Annotated in this window: 14 protein-coding genes and 1 other RNA gene; 7 read left to right on the top strand and 8 right to left on the bottom strand. The window is 28.8% G+C overall.

The window, feature by feature from the left end:
- Positions 1–107: 107 nt before the first annotated feature.
- The 6 genes from ribB to tpx are packed head-to-tail and all read right to left on the bottom strand — an operon-like array spanning position 108 to position 6,675.
- A complete protein-coding gene (gene ribB / locus MKD41_RS04660) occupies positions 108–1,250 on the bottom strand; it encodes a 3,4-dihydroxy-2-butanone-4-phosphate synthase (protein ID WP_240244277.1) in 1,143 nt (380 codons plus the stop codon).
- Positions 1,247–2,698: an LptF/LptG family permease gene (locus MKD41_RS04655; RefSeq protein ID WP_240244276.1), complete on the bottom strand. Its 1,452-nt coding sequence runs from the start codon at positions 2,696–2,698 to the stop codon at positions 1,247–1,249. The genes ribB and MKD41_RS04655 overlap by 4 nt, the downstream gene beginning before the upstream one ends.
- A gap of 5 nt (positions 2,699–2,703) precedes the next feature.
- Positions 2,704–3,357, bottom strand: coding sequence for a LolA family protein (locus MKD41_RS04650; protein ID WP_240244275.1), 654 nt, complete (start codon positions 3,355–3,357; stop codon positions 2,704–2,706).
- Between the two features lie 23 nt (positions 3,358–3,380).
- Positions 3,381–5,753 carry an FtsK/SpoIIIE family DNA translocase gene (locus MKD41_RS04645; protein WP_240244274.1) on the bottom strand — a complete coding sequence of 791 codons (2,373 nt, stop codon included), beginning with the start codon at positions 5,751–5,753 and terminating at the stop codon, positions 3,381–3,383.
- A gap of 52 nt (positions 5,754–5,805) precedes the next feature.
- Positions 5,806–6,174 carry a diacylglycerol kinase gene (locus MKD41_RS04640; RefSeq protein ID WP_240244273.1) on the bottom strand — a complete coding sequence of 123 codons (369 nt, stop codon included), beginning with the start codon at positions 6,172–6,174 and terminating at the stop codon, positions 5,806–5,808.
- Between the two features lie 3 nt (positions 6,175–6,177).
- Entirely contained in the window at positions 6,178–6,675 is a 498-nt protein-coding gene (gene tpx, locus MKD41_RS04635) for a thiol peroxidase (protein WP_240244272.1), read from the bottom strand.
- A gap of 233 nt (positions 6,676–6,908) precedes the next feature.
- On the opposite strand from tpx, the gene MKD41_RS04630 reads away from it, so the two are divergent.
- Positions 6,909–8,267, top strand: coding sequence for an MATE family efflux transporter (locus tag MKD41_RS04630; RefSeq protein ID WP_240244271.1), 1,359 nt, complete (start codon positions 6,909–6,911; stop codon positions 8,265–8,267).
- Entirely contained in the window at positions 8,254–8,484 is a 231-nt protein-coding gene (locus MKD41_RS04625; protein WP_240244270.1) for a hypothetical protein, read from the top strand. The genes MKD41_RS04630 and MKD41_RS04625 overlap by 14 nt, the downstream gene beginning before the upstream one ends.
- 50 nt (positions 8,485–8,534) lie before the next feature.
- Here MKD41_RS04625 and MKD41_RS04620 read toward each other — a convergent pair whose 3' ends face one another.
- Together MKD41_RS04620 and MKD41_RS04615 are read right to left on the bottom strand one after the other, a co-directional pair.
- Positions 8,535–10,985 carry a TonB-dependent receptor gene (locus MKD41_RS04620; protein WP_240244269.1) on the bottom strand — a complete coding sequence of 817 codons (2,451 nt, stop codon included), beginning with the start codon at positions 10,983–10,985 and terminating at the stop codon, positions 8,535–8,537.
- Positions 10,986–10,995: 10 nt separating this feature from the next.
- A complete protein-coding gene (locus MKD41_RS04615) occupies positions 10,996–12,717 on the bottom strand; it encodes a M23 family metallopeptidase (RefSeq protein WP_240244268.1) in 1,722 nt (573 codons plus the stop codon).
- A gap of 163 nt (positions 12,718–12,880) precedes the next feature.
- Between MKD41_RS04615 and MKD41_RS04610 the strand changes: the two genes are divergently transcribed.
- From MKD41_RS04610 to MKD41_RS04590, 5 genes are all read left to right on the top strand, one after another.
- Complete coding sequence (locus MKD41_RS04610; protein WP_240244267.1) at positions 12,881–13,171, top strand: hypothetical protein; 291 nt, start codon at positions 12,881–12,883, stop codon at positions 13,169–13,171.
- A 13-nt stretch (positions 13,172–13,184) separates the two neighbouring features.
- On the top strand, positions 13,185–13,481 hold the full coding sequence (locus tag MKD41_RS04605) for a cell division protein ZapA (RefSeq protein ID WP_240244266.1): 297 nt from the start codon (positions 13,185–13,187) through the stop codon (positions 13,479–13,481).
- Positions 13,482–13,537: 56 nt separating this feature from the next.
- A non-coding RNA gene (gene ssrS / locus MKD41_RS04600) (6S RNA) lies at positions 13,538–13,644 on the top strand.
- Between the two features lie 48 nt (positions 13,645–13,692).
- Positions 13,693–15,261 carry a ribonuclease Y gene (rny, locus tag MKD41_RS04595; RefSeq protein ID WP_240244265.1) on the top strand — a complete coding sequence of 523 codons (1,569 nt, stop codon included), beginning with the start codon at positions 13,693–13,695 and terminating at the stop codon, positions 15,259–15,261.
- A gap of 252 nt (positions 15,262–15,513) precedes the next feature.
- Positions 15,514–18,981, top strand: coding sequence for a hypothetical protein (locus tag MKD41_RS04590; RefSeq protein ID WP_240244264.1), 3,468 nt, complete (start codon positions 15,514–15,516; stop codon positions 18,979–18,981).
- Positions 18,982–19,024 lie beyond the last annotated feature (43 nt).

Raw genomic sequence — 19,024 nt, 5'->3', positions numbered from 1 at the left:
CTTTGGCAGAAATGACAGCGATAAAAAATTCCGACTCAATTTCTACCTTGCTCAGCTACCCATTATCAATTAAAATATGGGTTTAAAAATATTAGATTAGTATTAATCTAATAATTTACGTATTCAATAATTTCAATTCCATAACCAGTCATACCAACTCTTTTTCTAAAAGATGTAGCGTTTGAAAGTACTTTTAATTTTGTAATACCTAAATCGTGTAAAATTTGCGCACCAATTCCAAAATCTTTTTCATCCATTTTTAAATTAGGAGTGTATGTTTGGTTGTTAGCTTGACTTTCTTTTAAAATTGCCAATCTAGTAAGTAAATTAAAATTTTGATTTTCTTGATTAATAAAAACAACTGCTCCTTTACCAGCTTTATTAATGGCCTCAAAAACACCTTTTAATTTGTCATCAGGGTTTTTGGTTAATGTACCTAAAATATCATTGTTTACTAACGTAGAATTTACTTTAACTAAAACTTCTTCACCTTCAGTCCAAGTTCCTTTTGTTAAAGATAAATGTACTTGATTGTTAGTTGTTTGTTTGTAGGCTCTTAATCTATAATCTCCAAAACGTGTATTTATGGTAAAGTCTTCTGTTAATTCTATTAGCGAATCGTGTTGCATTCTATATTCAACCAATTTTTCTATAGAAATAATTTTTAGATCAAATTGTTTTGCAATTTTTACTAATTGAGGAAGACGTGCCATCGTACCGTCTTCATTCATTATTTCAACAATAACACCAGCTGGATTTAAACCTGCTAAACGCGCTAAGTCTATAATTGCTTCTGTATGCCCAGTTCTTCTTAAAACACCACCTTCACGTGCTTTTAAAGGAAAAATATGTCCAGGTCTACTTAAATCGTGTGGTCTGGTTTCACTTTCAGTTAAAGATTTTACAGTAATAGCTCTGTCATGAGCTGAAATTCCGGTAGTAACACCTTTTCCATGATAATCTATAGAAACTGTAAAAGCTGTTCCTAACGGATCGGTATTAAGTCCAACCATTAGGTCTAAATTTAATTCTTTACACCTTTTTTCAGTAATAGGAGCACAGATAAGACCTCTACCATTAGTAGCCATAAAGTTAATCATTTCTGGAGTTACTTTATCTGCAGCAGCTACAAAATCACCTTCATTTTCTCTGTTTTCATCATCAACAACAATTACTACTTTTCCATTTTTTATATCTGAAATTGCTTCTTCAATTGTGTTTAATTTTATTTCTTTTGTTAAGATTGTCATGGTTGTTTAGTTGAATTTTTAGTAAATCTATTGAAAAACTTTTTTATGGATTCTAAAACGGAATCTATGTTAAATACTCCCATTCCTTGTGTAGCTCTTCGGGTTAATAATAAACCAAATGGTAATAATATTAGTGTAGAAATCCACCCACCTAATAAAGTTGTAATTGCACTTTCCTCTGATAGATTTTTTCCAAATTGTGAAATGAAAAAATAAATTACAAAAATTGTAATTGCCATTATCATTGGTAATCCAAAACCTCCTTTTCTAATAATTGAACCTAAAGGAGCACCTATAAAAAAGAGTACTAGGCAAGCTAATGAAAAAGAGAAGCGGTAATTATATTCGTAATCATATAAATTTAGACGCTTTCTATCTCTTTTAATTTTTTCTTTTTGATTGTTAATTCTATCTGTTGATCTTTTTAGATTTTGTAATGCATCTCTTGTGATAATTGTTTTATTAGCAGTAGAGAAGTTATCTAAAATTTCTGGTTTTAAAATAGTATCTCTAATAGAATCTGGGTATTTATACAGTCTATTAGCTTTTATGGTTTTATAAAAGTTATTTGAACGTAATTCTAAGTGTTTGTCATAACTAGATTTTTCTATTTTAGAAATAGAATCTAATTGATATATACTTAACATTCCGTGATGTTGTGTTACATCTTCATTGTCGAGATTTTCATCATCATTAAATGAAGAAATATCTATATTAATGGTATAAGTATCGAACTTAGCTGCAGAAGCAGGCATTTTTTTTCGTTCTTTTTGAGTCATAGCTCTTTTGCTATGTTCTTCGTAATAATTACCATTTTGCAATGTTAAGGTCATGTATTTACTACCTTCTTCGGTAGAGATTTCACCTTTTTCAGCTGTAATTATCTTTACTTTTCCTTGATTAAGAGTTAAATCTGCAATTTGAACATTTTTAAGCAAATTTTCTTCTTCGCCATATTTTTCATCAAATTTAATGTTAAATCCAGGTATTTCTGTATTAAATGCGCCAGGAACCAGTGCCAAAGCTGGTTTCTTTTTTTTCATATTTAAATACAGGTTTTTTTGTTTTAATGTTGCCCAAGGGTATACATTATTTAAGAAAACAAAATTTAAGGCACTTAAAAGAATTGTTAATATAACCAATGGTCTAATAACTCTTTTTAAAGAAATACCAGAAGATTTTATAGCGGCAAATTCGTAATTTTCAGATAAATTGCCTAAAGCCATAATTGATGATAACAATATACCAATTGGTAGGGCAGTAGGTGTAAGTATTAAGGATAAATATCCAAGAAATTTTAAAATAAAGAAAATATCAATTCCTTTACCTGCAATTTCGTCAAAAGCTAACCAGAGTGCTTGCATTACAAGCACAAAAAGAACCACAAAAAATGTGGCTAATAGTGGCCGTAGAAAGCTTTTTAAAATGTATTTATCAAATATTTTCAACGCTATTAATTTGGTTCAGAAATGGTGTAATTTTTTTTATTTCTGAAAGTTTGTTCGTCAAAGATAAAAAGCTTTTCCGAAATAGGTTGATTTGTTTTAAAAGTTCTTACTTCAAGTGTTGTTATTGTGTTGTTTTTTCCAGTTTCAATAATATTGTAAATGTGTTTTGTTCTATTATCAATACCAACCATAACATTTTTAATTTCAGAGTTACTGTCTGTAGGTGTTAATTTTACATATTGAATTTTAATTCCTTTTAGATTTTTTAAATCGCCCATTTCGTACGTAAACCCATTCTTATAAAATGAAAATATTTTTGAAGGAGTTAGTGTAGAATTATTATTGTTTGAAGCTTTTTGAATGATTACTTCTTCATCTTCATGAATAATAATATATGTTTTTTTACCATCAAAAATTTGTTCTGTGCCCATATATTTTAAATGGTATTTGTCTCCTTTTAGTGTAGCGCTTCCTAAGGTTTCTTGGTGTACATCAGCATCATAGTTATCTATGCGATGGTTAAATTCAAGATAAATGTTAGAGTATCCTTCTACTTTTTGAGCAACTTGATCTAATAAGGCTTTTGCTTTACTTGCATCTTGACTAAATACGTTTATAGATAATAAAAAAACACTTAGTACTAGTATAATTCTTTTCATGATTTGTTAATAAACTTTTTATATTATTTTTCCCCGTCTAATAATTGATTTAGAGCCATTTCATCTGGAACCAACACCTGTCTTGCTTTGCTACCTTCAAATTGACCAACGATGCCTGCGGCTTCTAATTGATCTATCAATCTACCTGCTCTATTGTAACCTAATTTTAGTTTACGTTGCAATAAAGAAGCAGAACCTTGTTGCGCATGTACAATAACCAATGCTGCATCTCTAAATAAAACATCTCTTTCGCTAATATCCACATCAAGACTTGTGCCAACTTCTTCACCATTGTATTCTGGCAATAGATAAGCGCTTGGATATGCTCTTTGAGAACCTATATAATCAGTAATTCTTTCTACTTCTGGCGTGTCTACAAATGCACATTGTAAGCGTATTACGTCATTTCCATTAGTAAATAACATATCACCTTTACCTATTAATTGATCAGCGCCAGCTCCATCTAGAATAGTTCTAGAATCTATTTTTGAAGTAACTCTAAATGCAATTCTTGCAGGGAAATTGGCTTTAATTATACCTGTTATTACATTTACAGACGGACGTTGTGTTGCAACAATTAAGTGTATTCCAATTGCACGTGCTAATTGAGCTAAACGTGCAATAGGTGTTTCAACTTCTTTACCAGCAGTCATAATTAAATCTGCAAACTCATCAATTACCAATACTATATATGGTAAAAACTTATGGCCATTTTCTGGATTTAATTTTCGTTCTTTAAATTTTGTATTGTATTCTTTAATGTTACGAACCATAGCTTTTTTAAGCAAATCGTAACGGTTATCCATTTCAATACATAAAGAATTAAGGGTATTAATTACTTTTGCAGTATCTGTAATAATTGCGTCTTCTGTATCTGGTAATTTTGCAAGGTAATGGCGCTCTATATGATTGAATAATGTTAGTTCTACCTTTTTAGGATCTACCAATACAAATTTAACTTCAGCAGGATGTTTTTTATATAAAAGTGAAGTTAATACAGCATTTAAACCAACCGATTTTCCTTGTCCTGTAGCACCTGCCATTAATAAATGCGGCATTTTAGCTAAATCAAAAACAAATGTCTCGTTAGAAATTGTTTTTCCCATTGCTACTGGTAATTCCATTTCAGAGTTTTGAAATTTTGCTGAAGATATTACCGATTTCATTGAAACCATGGTTGCCTTTTTATTTGGAACTTCAATACCAATAGTTCCTTTACCAGGTATTGGCGCAATTATACGAATACCCATTGCAGAAAGTGATAGCGCAATATCGTCTTCTAAATTTTTAATTTTAGAAATTCGAATACCTGCTTCTGGTACAATTTCATAAAGTGTTACAGTTGGACCAACAGTAGCTTTAATTTTTGCGATACCAATATTATAGTTGTTTAATGTTTCAACAATTCTATTTTTATGATTTTCTAATTCTTCTTGGTCAATAGAAATACTTTCGTCGTAATCTTTTAAAAGATTTAAAGTAGGGAAGGTGTAACTACCCAATTCTAATGTAGGATCAAATTCGCCATAATCTTCAACCAATTTATTAGGTATATTTTCTTCAACATGGCTTTCTTCAACAACTTTTTCTACATCAATTGTTACTTGATCTTTAGTTTTATTAGATTTAGGTTTTTCTAAAGTAGGTTTTGTAGTATCTAATTCTAAATCAAAATCGGTTGTTATTTCTGGTTCTATAATTTCTTCTTTAACTTCTGTAGAAGTAGGTGTTGATATAGTTGGTTCTATAGGTTTTTTAATTTTTTCTGGTGAAGTTTTTGAATCTGAATTAGTTATTACTTTTTTCTCAGGAAAAAGGTTTTTAATTTTTTCTGGTGTTAATTTAAATCGTATTACTAAATACGAAATTAATAAAAATAGTAGTACTAATAGTAATCCTGTTTTTCCTAAAAATTGTTGTAAGTAATTGTTTAATTCGAAACCTATTATACCCGGTAACAATGCATTTTTTGAACTAAAAAAGCCCGTAGTTACAGAAAACCAAATAATACCTAAAATTCCCCATCCCCAATATTTTCTTACATGTTTAATGCTTCCTTTTAAAAAAATAGCAATTCCGGTTAAGTATAAAATAAAAGGAATATACAATGATGCAATTCCAAAACCATCATAAATAAAAAAATGACTGATACTAGCACCAATTTTGCCTAATAAATTTTTTACAGTAATGTTTTTATCCGTAAAACTAGAAAGTTGACTTTGGTCTTCTTGCCAATTAAATAGGTAGGATAAAAAAGAAATAATTAAAAATACCGCAAATAATACTATAAAAGCACCTATTAAAGTTTGTGTTTGCCTATTTCCAAAAAATGTTTTTATTTTTTGAAAACGTGGTTTACGCTTTGTTTTAGACATTGTTTCTTTCTTTTTAGCCATAGGAATTTATATGCCGCAAAAATATAAAATTATTGTGATTGCAGTTGTATTACTAAAATAATTTAGGAATATAGATTATAAAACCAATAATAACCGCAAATATTGCAGCAAAAAAAGATGCACCTGCAGAAATATCTTTAATGGTTCCAATTTTTTTATGATATTCTGGATGTATAAAGTCAGCTAATTTTTCAATAGCTGTATTTAAAGATTCTGCTACCAAAACAAGTCCAATTGCAAAAATTTGGAACATCCATTCGGTAGCAGAAATATGCATAATAAAACCAAAAATGGTCATTATTACAGCAATAATTACTTGAGCTATAATACTTTTTTCTGATGTAATTAAAATCCAAAATCCTTTAGCTGCAAATTTTACAGCCTTAATTCTATTTAAAATAAAATTACTTTCAGAATTCATAAATTAAAGTGCTTTTATAGCAGCTTCATAATTTGGTTCGTCAGCAATTTCTGGAACTTGCTCTGTATAAGTAACAATACCTTCTTCGTTAATAACTACAATTGCTCTAGAATGTAAGTTAGCTAAAGGTCCATTTTTAATTGTTAATCCATAATTTTTTCCAAATTTCCCTTTTGCAAAATCTGAAAGTGTAATTACATTTTCTAAACCTTCAGCACCACAAAAACGTGCTTGAGCAAATGGTAAATCTCTTGAAATACAAAGTACTTTTGTGTTTTCTAATTTTGAAGCTTCTTCATTAAATTTTCTTACCGAAGCAGCACAAGTACCAGTGTCTAAACTAGGAAATATGTTTAAAATTAATTTAGAACCTTTAAAATCTTTTAATTTAGCTTTAGATAAATCTGCTTTAATTAAAGAAAATTTAGGTGCATTTTTACCTACTTTTGGTAATTTTCCTGAAGTTTTAAAAGGATTTCCTTTTAATGTTATTTTACTCATATTTATAGTTTTTTAGTTAAAAAATCAAAGTTAGTTTAAAAACTAAAATATATGAATTAAATTAAAGTATTTTATGAAAATATTTAGAATCTATTTAAAAATTTAATTTTTAACCAACTTTTATACCTTATTATTTAGTGCTATTTATAATTTTTCAACGATTTTAATTATTTGATAGTTAAAACTGTGGAAAGCTATAAAATCTTGTATATTCGCAGCCTAAAATAATTGAATTGAAATTAAAACAATACACTTCAGAATTTAAAAACAACATTAAGTTGGCAACTCCAATAATGATGGGCTCTTTAGGTCATTTATTAGTTGGGTTAATCGACGATATTATGGTTGGAAGATTAGGTGCTGTAGAATTGGCTGCAACATCTTTAGGAAATAGTATTTTTTTTATTACACTTTCTGTAGGTTTAGGATTTTCTTTTGCAATAACTCCATTAATTGCTGAGTCTGATGGTGAAGGAGATAAAGAAAAAGGTAGAAGTATTTTTCAACATGGTATTATTTTAACAGCAATTATTGGACTTATAATGTTTATTGGTTTGTTGTTTTTAAAACCAATATTATATCATCTTGATCAGCCAGAAGAAGTGGTTGCTTTAGCAATTCCTTATTACGAGATTGTTGCTTTCTCTATGATTCCATTAATGCTTTTTCAGGGTTTTAAACAATTTGCAGATGGTTTATCGCAGACAAAATATGCAATGTGGGCAACAATTTTAACCAATGTTGTAAATGTTGTTTTAAATTTTACGCTAATTTATGGTTTTTGGATTTTTCCGCGTTTAGAATTGGTAGGTGCAGCTTTAGGTACACTAATTTCTAGATTTGTTATGGTGTTTTTTATATACATTATGATAGCGAGAAAAGAAAAATTTGTCGTTTATCTGAAAAGGCTAAAATTTGATGAGTTGAAAAAAGAACGCTTTTCAAAAATTTTAAAATTAGGTTTTCCAACTGCTTTACAAATGCTTTTTGAAGTAGGTTTATTTACATCTTCTGTTTTGTTAGCTGGTACTTTAGGCGCATTTCCACAAGCAGCAAATCAAATTGCTTTAAAATTATCATCGTCAACATTTATGGTAGCAGTTGGAGTAGGCGTTGCAGCAACCATAAGAGTTGGAAATCAAAAAGGTTTAAAAAATTATAAAGAATTGAGGCGTATTGCTTTTTCAAATTTTTTAATGATTTTAATTTTAATGGCTTCCTTTTCAGTAGGATTTATGGTATTTAAAGATTTTTTACCTTTAATATTTACTGAAAATGTGGAAGTAATTAAAATAGCATCAACATTATTAATAATTGCAGGACTTTTTCAATTGTCAGATGGTCTTCAGGCTGTTATTTTAGGAGGTTTAAGAGGTTTACAAGATGTAAATGTACCTTCTGCGTTAACATTTGTTGCCTATTGGATTATAGGTTTTCCAATAAGTTATTATTTTGGTACTAAAGCAGGTTTAGGTACCTTTGGAATATGGATTGGACTTTTAGTCGGGCTTACTACATCTGCAATATTATTATTTATAAGGTTTAATTATTTAACAAATAAACTAATTCAAGAAAAAAATGGAGTTACCTAAATTTTTAATGGGAGATAATACAGATTGTTCAAATGATATTTTTGTAATTCATACAGAATTTCCAAGATTCATCATTAATTTAATTGATGATGAAATTGAATGGTTAGAAGATTTTGAAGGCGCTGATAGAGAAGAATTAGAACTAGAAGTTGCTGCGCTTATTGACCAAGCTAGTGAATTTTACGATAGAGAAATGAAGCGTTACGAAGAAGAGTAAACACTGTTTTGTGTTGCTTTAACATGTTTTTTGGAATTATAGATGTTGTACTAAAATTTTATATCCATTTTAATGTTTAAAACTCTTGGAGTCATATAATTTGGAATTCCATAAAATTGCTTAGAATAAACATCTCTAACCCAAGTATTGGTAATTGAGTTTTGAACATCGAACATATTAAATATTTCAAAACCTAGAGCTAATTCTTTAATGTTTTTTAACCAACCAGATGTGTGTATATTGTTGGTGTCTGCAAAAACATACGAAATTCCAATATCTGCTCTTTTGTAAGCATTTAATCTGTTTTGGTAGTTGTAAGGGTTTGAATAGGAAGGAGCACCGCCAGGTAAACCTGAATTGAAAACTAAATTTAAATACATTTTAATATTGGGAATGTTTGGTACATAATCTTGAAATAACATTCCAAATTTAAAACGCTGATCGGTAGGTCTAGCAATATAGCCTTGATTGTTATAATTTTCTTCAGTTTTTAAAAAACCAATGCTTACCCAACTTTCTGTGCCAGGAACAAACTCACCGTTTAACCTTAAATCTAAACCGGTAGCATAACCTTTAGCATTATTATCTGCGCTGTATCTAATTTTAACATTATCAACAGTATAAATGTTTATATTGGTTAAATTTTTATAATATATTTCTGAAATTAATTTAAAAGGTCTGTTCCAAAGTTTAAAGCTATAATCGTTTCCTAAAACAATTTGAGTAGATTTTTGTGTTTTTACAGAGGTATTTATTGCTCCATTAAAATCTCTTAATTCTTTATAAAATGGTGGTTGGTTATACATTCCACCAGCAATTCTAAAAAGCATATCTTTTTCCCAATCTGGTTTTATTGCAAACTGTCCTCTAAGGCTATAAATAATTTGATTTGAAGTTTCAAGGTTTTCACCATTTACATTCCAATTATGAGAACGTAGCCCTAAATTATACCATATTTTATGATTGTTCCATTCCCTATTTTGGCTGTATTGAGCAAACCAAATTAACCGATCTATTTTAATATGATTTTCGGTATCTATACCTTGGTAAGGTGTTAATTCTCCTGTAAAAGGCTCGTAAGGCTGATTATTACCCGTAAAACTTGGTGGTCGTACATTAAAACCTAAAGAGTCAATAACTTCCCATTCTTTAATACGATCTTTTATGTCTTCATATTGATATTTTAAACCAACATCTAATTGATAGTTATCTTTTTTATAACTTGCTTTAAATTCTGAATTACTAATAAGCGCATCTATGGCGTTTCTTGCATGATTTAATTGTGAGCCAATTCCTTCAGAAAATTCAACTTCACCAAAATCTTCTGAAGCAAAATCGTTATTTACTTCTCCAATATTATAACTTGCAAGTATATCATAATATTCTTCTTCAATTGTATGATAAGTAGATGTTGTAAGAGTGAGATTTAAATTGTTATTTACCTTGTAACTTCCTTTTAAAGCACCAAATACGGTTTCAAATTTATCTTTTTCTTGTCCGTTATAATAAACTATTAATTCTTGAGGATCTGTAATAGTTCCAAATTTGGTTCTTCTAGTTGTAGGTATATATTTATAATTATTTAATGAATAATTACCTAAAAAGTCTATTTTTAATTTAGGATTTACTACATATGATAAAAATGCTTGAACATCGGTAAAGTTAGGTTTAGCATTTGTTTCAATATCTTTACTATTAATAAAAAGACTGTTGTCTCTATAACGCACTCCAATTAGAGCACTTAGTTTTTTATTAACTGAAACTCCTTCAGCGGTAATGCTTCCACCTAACAGACTTGCATTTACAGTAGCACCAAATTCTTTCGGTGTTTTGTACGTTATATCTAAAACAGACGCTAATTTATCTCCGTATTTAGCTTGAAATCCACCAGCAGAAAAATTCACATTTTGTACCATAGCACTATTTACAAAACTTAAACCTTCTTGTTGTCCAGATCTTACTAAAAAAGGCCTGTATATTTCAATGCCATTAACATAAATTAAATTTTCATCAAAATTTCCACCTCTTACATTATATTGAGTACTTAATTCGTTATTGTTATTTACACCAGGAAGCGTCATTAAAATATTTTCTACACCTTGATTTGCACCTGGTATTTTTGTAATAGACTCTGTATTAATAGTTAAAGTTCCCTGAGCATTTTTTTTTCGATCTTCAACAAGTACTTCTTCAATTTCTTCAATTTTAATAGTTAAAGTAGGGGAGAAACGGAATGTTTTGTTCTTGGGAATTGTAACTTTTTTTATAAGCGTTTTATAAGAAACATGACTAAATTCAATTGAAATTTCTTTTTCAGCAGATACTTGCAAAACGTATTCTCCATTTTTATTTGAAGTTGTTCCGTAATTTGCATACCTAATTGAAACACCTTCAATGGGATTTTTTGAAGTGTTTTTAACAGTACCTTTAATGGTTGCTTTTTGAGCAGTTAAAGTAACCGAAGTAAATACAAAAACAAGTAATAATTTAAAATTTTTCAAACGATAGCGCTTATATTTTTCTAAAAAATGTAGTGTTTAATATATTGGTGTTTCCAACATTATCTGTTACTGTAATTTTAAGATTGTGTTTGGCTGTTGTAAATTTTTTATCGCTTAAATTATAAGTTAATACGTCTGTTTTTGGTTCGTATTCTAATAAAATCCATTCGCCGTCAATTTCTCCTCTATATGATTTTATACCAGATTCATTATCTGTAATTTTTATCTTTAATTCTTTATGATTACTTATCCATTGTTCATTTTTAAAATTATCTATATAGATGTTAGGTTTCTTATTATCAGTTAATAATGTAAACTTACCTAAATTTTTTGTAGAAGTATAAAATGTAGTGCTTTTTTTAACTGTAGTTTGATAATTAGATCTTCCTCTAGCATCTATAGAAGCTATATACATTAATTTTTTTTGACTTTCGGTGTACTTTGAAACATCAAAAGTTAAAGTGTAATTTTTATTTAAAGGAACAGTTGGAGTATGTACTTTAACCAAAGAATCTTTCTGAACTTCAAAATTTAAATAGAAGTCGTTGTAAAAAGTATTTTTAGGAAATGCTACTGTAATTCCATCCTTTTTAAAAACATTAAAAATGTTATGTTTAATTTTATAAGGCGTTGTATTTATTGTTTCTTTTACTAAAATACGCTCGTTACTTCCAGTAATTGGAATTATAATTTTTTGACTATTACCTTTAAAATCTTTTGCAATAATTTCAACAGTATAATCCATTCCATCTTCAATAGATAAATAACCTTTATTATTGATTTTTTTATAGACACTTAATTTGTTAGCAGGTTCAATAAAACATTTTTGAATGCGTTGTTTTAAATTTGAATATCTTTCATAATCAATTAATAAATTAATGTATTTACTTTCTGCAAACGAAAAGGAGTCTGCATTAAATTGGTGTGCTAATTTACCATTAACTAATAGCGATAAACTATACAAACCATTTTTATTGTATGCACCATCTAGTTGATCGTAAGCATTAATACCAAATCCAATTGAGCCAAAAGCTTTAATTTTATTAGCAAGTAAATCTCCATTTTTTTGAGGAACTAAAGTGATTTGTGTTGGTTTAGAAATGGAATTAATATGAGAATTTTCACTTAAAGAATACCCGATTAAAGTATTAACTCGAGGTTTTTTAGAATCGTTAACCTTTATTCCAAATAACATTGGGTTAATTGGTTTTGCTGTATTAGTATCTCTAATTTCAAAATGTAAATGTGGACCTCCAGAACCACCAGTATTCCCAGAATATGCTATAATTTCATTTTTTGAAACGGGTAAAGTACTAGCAGATGGAAATAAATGTATTTCAAAACTCTCTTTATTATATTGTTGTTTTTTTACGTAAGCTTCAATTTTAGCATTAAACTTTTTTAAATGTCCGTATACAGTTGTATAGCCATTAGGGTGTGTAATATACAATGCTTTACCATATCCCCAATGAGAAACTTTAATTCTAGAAACATAACCATCAGCAGGTGCAACAACATCTAAACCTTCTTTTCCTAATGTTTTAAGATCCAATCCAGCGTGGAAATGATTACTTCTAAGTTCTCCAAAAGTACCAGATAAAATTAAAGGAACTTTTAGAGGATTGCTAAAATAGTCTGTAGGGTAATTTTTACCGGTATTTGCGTTACCTTGGCTAAAACTTATAACGTAGGTACATAAAAATAGTATTAAAATAGCTTTTTTCACATTCATTATTTTATGCTAAAATACTAAAACTTTTTTTGTTGTAAAGTCTAAAAATTCAATGAATTATTAATAGCTATTACAATTTTTTTACAAAATGCAAAAAAAACAGTTGTAATATTGGCTGACTAACACTAACTTTGTATTTATAGTTTATATTCTTTAGATATATATGAATAGTTTAAATGAAGTTGTTAATTTATTTGAGAAAAAACTGAGAATTCTTTTAGAAAATTATAATTTCTTAAAAGAAGAAAATGAAGTTTTATATAATAAAATAGCAGTTTTAGAACAGCAAGTTACTAAAGAGAAGCAGTTTAATAGTGAAATTGAAAAAAAATATCAAACATTAAAAATTGCTAAAACTATAGAAGGCAGTAAGGAAAATAGTAGAAATACGAAACTCAAAATAAATGCTTTAATTCGCGAAATTGATACGTGTATAACCCAACTAAGCGAATAAGATCTTTTAAATAATGGCAGAATCATTAAAAATTAAAGTAACAGTTGCAGGAAGAGTATATCCTCTTAAGGTAAAAAACGCAAATGAAGAAGAAGGTATGCGTAAGGCAGCAACTAAAATTAATGATTTGGTAAGTAATTTTGAAAAAAATTACGCAGTTAGTGATAAACAAGATGTTTTAGCAATGTGTGCTTTACAATTTGCGTCATTAATTGAAATAAAAGCTATTAATAAAGAGGAAGATTTAACAGAAGCAATAAAAAAAATAAGTAAACTAAATGTTTTGTTAGACGAACATTTAAATAAATAAGTTCTTTAAAATAATATTAATTAATAATACTGCCTACATTAGTTATTGTTTGTTAAACTCAACGTCACATTTTTAAAAAGAGTGAGTCTATACTATTAGAGCAAGCCGTCTAGAACGGATCCTCGACCAGTTAGTTAGCTCTAAACTTGTTTTTTAGGAGTTTAATATAAAACCCAACTAGTGTAGGTTTTTTTATATATAAATTTGAAATATGGTAGAAAATATAGTGTCAATTATTATTGGCATAGCAATAGGATTAGCAATAGGTTATGTAATTGCTAAATCACTTGAAAAAAAGAAAGCAACTAAAATTTTAAGAAACACAAAAAAAGAAGCAACTTCTATAATTAGAGAAGCTCAAATAGAAGCAGCTGCTATTAAAAAAGATAAAATTCTTCAAGCAAAAGAGAAATTTATTGAATTAAAATCTGAACACGAAAAAGTAATTATTGGCCGTGATAAAAAAATAGCAGAAACCGAAAAAAGAGTAAGAGATAAAGAATCTCAAGTTTCTCAAGAACTCGATAAAAACAAAAAATTAAATATTGAAGTAAAATCTAAAATAGAAGATTATAATAAAAAAATTAATTTCTTAGAACGCAGAACAGAAGAAGTAGAAAAACTGCATAGAAAACAAGTAGAAAATTTAGAAGTAATATCAGGTTTATCAGCTGAAGATGCTAAAAAAGAATTAGTTAGTTCTTTAAAAGATCAAGCTAAATCTGATGCAATGGCACATATTCAAGACACGATTGAAGAAGCTAAATTAACAGCACAACAAGAAGCTAGAAAAGTTATTTTAAACACAATTCAACGCGTTGGAGTAGAACAAACAGTTGAAAATTGTGTTTCTGTTTTTAATATAGAATCTGATGATGTAAAAGGTAGAATTATTGGTAGAGAAGGTAGAAATATTAGAGCAATTGAAGCTGCAACAGGAGTAGAAATAATTGTTGATGATACTCCAGAAGCAATAATACTATCGTGTTTTGATCCAGTACGTAGAGAAATTGCACGTTTATCATTACATAAATTAGTTACAGATGGAAGAATTCATCCAGCACGTATAGAAGAAATTGTAAAGAAAACAGAAAAACAACTTCAACAAGAAATTATAGAAGTTGGTAAGCGTACGGTTATAGATTTAGGAATACATGGTTTACATCCAGAACTTATTAAAACTATTGGTAGAATGAAATATCGTTCTTCTTACGGTCAAAATTTATTGCAACACTCGCGTGAGGTTGCAAACCTTTGTGGCTTAATGGCTGCAGAACTTGGCTTAAATGCTAAATTGGCTAAAAGAGCTGGTTTATTACACGATATAGGTAAAGTGCCAGAAACTGAAAGTGATTTACCACATGCTTTATTAGGTATGGAGTGGGCTCAAAAATATAATGAAAACCCAGAAATTTGTAATGCTATTGGAGCACACCACGATGAAATTGAAATGAAATCGTTAATTGCACCAATTGTACAAGTTTGTGATGCTATTTCAGGGGCAAGGCCAGGTGCTCGTCGTCAGGTTTTAGATTCGTATATTCAACGTTTAAAAGATTTAGAAGATATTGCCTTTGGCTTTAATGGAGTTCAAAAAGCGTATGCTATACAGGCTGGTAGAGAATTACGTGTTATTGTAGAAAGTGAAAAAGTTAATGATGCTAAAGCCGCTGAATTGTCTTTTACAATTTCACAAAAAATTCAAAATGATATGACATATCCAGGTCAAGTTAGGGTAACTGTTATTAGAGAAACAAGAGCAGTAAATATTGCTAAATAGATTACTTACAACAATAATAGAATTATAAATCCCGTTTTCACGGGATTTTTTTTATCTATAAATTTAAAATTTTTATCTATAATTTAATTAATTGTTAATTATCAACATTTTATAGTTTATATATCACATTTAATTCTTATTTTTAGAAAAATAAAATTGGTTAACCAATTTTTAAGACTGATTAAATACAATTTTTTTTCAGTCATTTTAATTAAAAAATAGCTTTTAAGAACAAGTATAACACACTAAAAAATGAGTTTGAATCAGGGTAAAATTAGTCAAATTAGAAAAGACATAGTACAATACATTAACCTTCAATTAGCTTCTTTAGGGCAGCCACTTTTTAAGGATAGTGAAACTGCAATAGAAAAATTTTGTAATCCAAAACTTCAGGAGTTAACGAGTTCCTTTACAAAAGGATTTAGAGAAAAATCTAGATTGCTTTCACAATACCTTTCACCAGCAGATTCTAGAATTCAAGAGTATTTAAACGATTATTTAAAAGAAGTTGATATTAAAGAAAAATGTGCGATACCAAACAATACATTGGTGTTAAATCAAAAAGGTCATGCAAGAGAAATTAGTTTACCACCTGATGGAACTTCCTTTGTAAGTGAAAATATTACTTCATATAGAATTAAACAAGGTATTTTAAACAATCCTATTAACGATAAAAGAACAACTAAAGGGACTTTTCATATTGTTGAAGGAGATTTACCTGTTCCTTTAGATAAAAAAGAAGTACCTAAAATTACCTTTGCACATTTTTTAAATGCTGCATTTAATCCTTCAGATGAATTAAAAACATTACCGTTTACGGCAAATCAATCTGAAAAAGCAAAAGTAATAGTTTCTTTATTATTACGTCCAATTGTTTGCCCAGAAGTTAAAGGTGTAATTACTGAAAAGAGTATGGAAGTTCGCTTTTTTGCCCCAGGTAGTTTGGTAAGTAATTTAGATTTTGTTGAATCTATTTTTGGCAATGCAGGTGATCCTAATTTAGCGCATAATGATGCAGCTTTAGATACAGAACATTGGACTGGACATACAGGGTGTATAATTTTAGCACCTCAATTAAAAACCTTAAAGAAAAAAGATGTTGGTTTACCGCATTGGGACAATGCAACTGAACGTCAAAAAAGAGAAGGCATGTGTTGGAAAATGGCAGACGAACTTTATAATGATGGTGGTGCTTTTAAAATTACTTGCAGAGATGATAGAGGAGTAGTAGTTACTATAATTGCAGATAATTATTTTGGATATTCAAAAAAAGAAATTAAAACACAAATTAGTTATTCAGCTAATTTATTTGGTTTAGTTGAAGAAGAACATTCAGGTGGTGCAATTGCGTTTCCTAGAGGTGTAATGGGGGATATTGTTGATGGAGCTGCTTTTTCTGAAAAATATGGAAATAGATTCACTTTTAATGATGTAAAAGAATTACTAGGTGATAGAATTGATATTAAAGAATCAAATTATGCTGTAGATAAAAAATATCCAAATTTAGTTTACATTCCTGAAAATGCATATATAAATACCAATACAAATAGTATTACTTGGGACTATAATAATAAGGAACAAAAAATAATTTTATCTCCACTTAAAACATACATTCACCCAACAGGGAATAAATTTAAATTAGAAAAACACAAGGCAATTTCTTTATGGAGAATTGTAAATACTGCTCCAGAAGGTATTTTTTGTCACAAGCCTTGTACGGTTTCTGGTGGTGGAAAATCTGAAATTTCAAAATCTATGTTAAATGCAATTACGTATAGTTCATTTAATATTATTGATATTGATGAAGATTTTAAAAAAGCAGATGAAGTTATTGAGTACGATTATTCAAAACGATGGAAAAATTACGATCCAACGTTACCACCTTCTAGATCATTTTTAGATAAAGGAAGAACTTTAGGTTCAGCAGTAAAATTACTAACACCTTCATCAAAAAATTCAGATGAATTTAATGAGTTTGTAAGAAATATCCCTGTTCATATTCGTTCTTTAGTATTATTTGTAAAACGTTTATACCGTCAAGATCACGAATCTTTAAATTGGAAAGATTGTATGTCTGTTGAAATTGTAAATGGACAAAAAGGAACTGGATTGAAATACTTTAATACAGATGTTGTTGGAAGTTATGTGCGTATTGGATTTAATCAAGAAGGAAGATGGTTGTTAAATAAATTAAGATCCGATTTTTCTGCAAGTCAAAAAATTCAATTAGAAGATGATATTTCAGCTTCAATAACATTGCCTAGACGAGACTTTAAAAATTTAAATCCAGAGTTTAAAAATAAGAGTTTAAAAGTTGTTGCCAATTGTGAAAGTCATTTATTCCAAAGACCTGATGAAGCAATTGTAAGAGGTTATGATGAAGGAGCTGAACGCGATTTAGTTTCAAACAATGTTTTCTTAACAAATTACGAATTGTTAACTAAAAAAGATGCCATTGAAATTTATGAAGACACTATTAATTTTGACAAATACACACAGCCTGTAAAAGACCTTATTATTAGTATTGTTAACAGTCCAAATGAAGAAGAATATTTTTCATTACCATCACATACACGTATTGTAAATGGTGAGCCAACCAAAAATCCACGTTATTTAGAACGTAATATTTTTATTAATGAAACAGAAGATAGTTACCTTGGAGATGTTGGAGTGCGTTTGTGCCGAAAAATAAAATCTGAAGATCCAGTTATCAACGTTGTAAACGCCGTATTGCCAGGTAGAAGAAACAATCCAGCCGAAAGAGAAGCAGGTATTCGTCCGTTAGCTGTTTACAATCCAATTCATTACCAAGAAGCTCCAGAAATGTTTATGGATTTTATTTGTAGTCTTACAGGAAAATCACCATCTACAACAGGAGCTGGTTCAGAAGGAGCTTTAACCAAAGGACCTTTTAATATGTTAACTCCAACAACCGATTTAAACAATGCGTTGTTATCACATATTTTAACAGAATCTAATGCATTTAGTACAGCTGCTGGTTATGTTGGTGGGGATAATAAAGTAGATCACGATATAAGTTTATTAATTCCTGAGATTTGGGCACGTTTAGAACCGAATGATAGAGATCCTAAAAAATTAATTGAAAACGGTTCATTAGAAAAATTAGAAGATTTTGAATACGAAGGGAAAAAAGTTTTAGCAAGTCGTTTAGGATATAGAATTACAAGTAACTTTTCTTTAAGATGTTTAAACAGATTATTTGATGAGCCAAATGCAGTTTTTAATGAAAAAATGTTAAAACCAGAATTACAAGGTTTAGAAGATTTTGTAGATGGAATAAATAATATTGTTGAAGCACAACAAAAAGTAGCACTTCGTTATTTTGAAGATGGAAGTGTTGATGCAGCAATTCCACCTTTAAAAATATTATTGCATATAATGGCTTATGGTGAATTTGAAGGAAAAGATATTAGCAATCCTGAATTAAGAGCTTATTTTGATAGAGAAACTATTTTAAATAGTGATTGGTATAAAGAGCGTTTAATTATTAAACAACAAAAAGATATAGTTTTTTATACAAAACAACTTACATATTTAGAAACGTTTATTGCAAATCCTAACAATATAGATATTGTTACTGAATTAGATTTAATAAATAAACTTAAAAATGTAAAAACATTATTAGACGAAGCAAATTCTGATAATTATATAGAGAGTTTAAAAGGTACTATTGGAGCAGATCCTTTGTATAGAAAATAATAATTATAATTTTATAAAAGTAATAAAAGCTCATCATACTCAA

The organism is Lutibacter sp. A64 (assembly GCF_022429565.1).
In the GTDB taxonomy this organism is placed as follows: Bacteria; Bacteroidota; Bacteroidia; order Flavobacteriales; family Flavobacteriaceae; genus Lutibacter.
The sequence above is the reverse complement of the archived record's forward strand: the minus strand, read 5'-3'. Positions and strand labels throughout refer to the sequence as shown.

Bases quoted from the DNA above. Each gene is read 5' to 3' on its own strand.
- rny (WP_240244265.1), top strand. From the start codon at position 13,693: ATGGTAGAAAATATAGTGTCAATTATTATTGGCATAGCAATAGGATTA.
- tpx (WP_240244272.1), bottom strand. From the start codon at position 6,675: ATGAGTAAAATAACATTAAAAGGAAATCCTTTTAAAACTTCAGGAAAA.
- ribB (WP_240244277.1), bottom strand. From the start codon at position 1,250: ATGACAATCTTAACAAAAGAAATAAAATTAAACACAATTGAAGAAGCA.
- MKD41_RS04605 (WP_240244266.1), top strand. From the start codon at position 13,185: ATGGCAGAATCATTAAAAATTAAAGTAACAGTTGCAGGAAGAGTATAT.
- MKD41_RS04615 (WP_240244268.1), bottom strand. From the start codon at position 12,717: ATGAATGTGAAAAAAGCTATTTTAATACTATTTTTATGTACCTACGTT.
- MKD41_RS04650 (WP_240244275.1), bottom strand. From the start codon at position 3,357: ATGAAAAGAATTATACTAGTACTAAGTGTTTTTTTATTATCTATAAAC.
- MKD41_RS04610 (WP_240244267.1), top strand. From the start codon at position 12,881: ATGAATAGTTTAAATGAAGTTGTTAATTTATTTGAGAAAAAACTGAGA.
- MKD41_RS04640 (WP_240244273.1), bottom strand. From the start codon at position 6,174: ATGAATTCTGAAAGTAATTTTATTTTAAATAGAATTAAGGCTGTAAAA.
- MKD41_RS04625 (WP_240244270.1), top strand. From the start codon at position 8,254: ATGGAGTTACCTAAATTTTTAATGGGAGATAATACAGATTGTTCAAAT.
- MKD41_RS04590 (WP_240244264.1), top strand. From the start codon at position 15,514: ATGAGTTTGAATCAGGGTAAAATTAGTCAAATTAGAAAAGACATAGTA.
- MKD41_RS04645 (WP_240244274.1), bottom strand. From the start codon at position 5,753: ATGGCTAAAAAGAAAGAAACAATGTCTAAAACAAAGCGTAAACCACGT.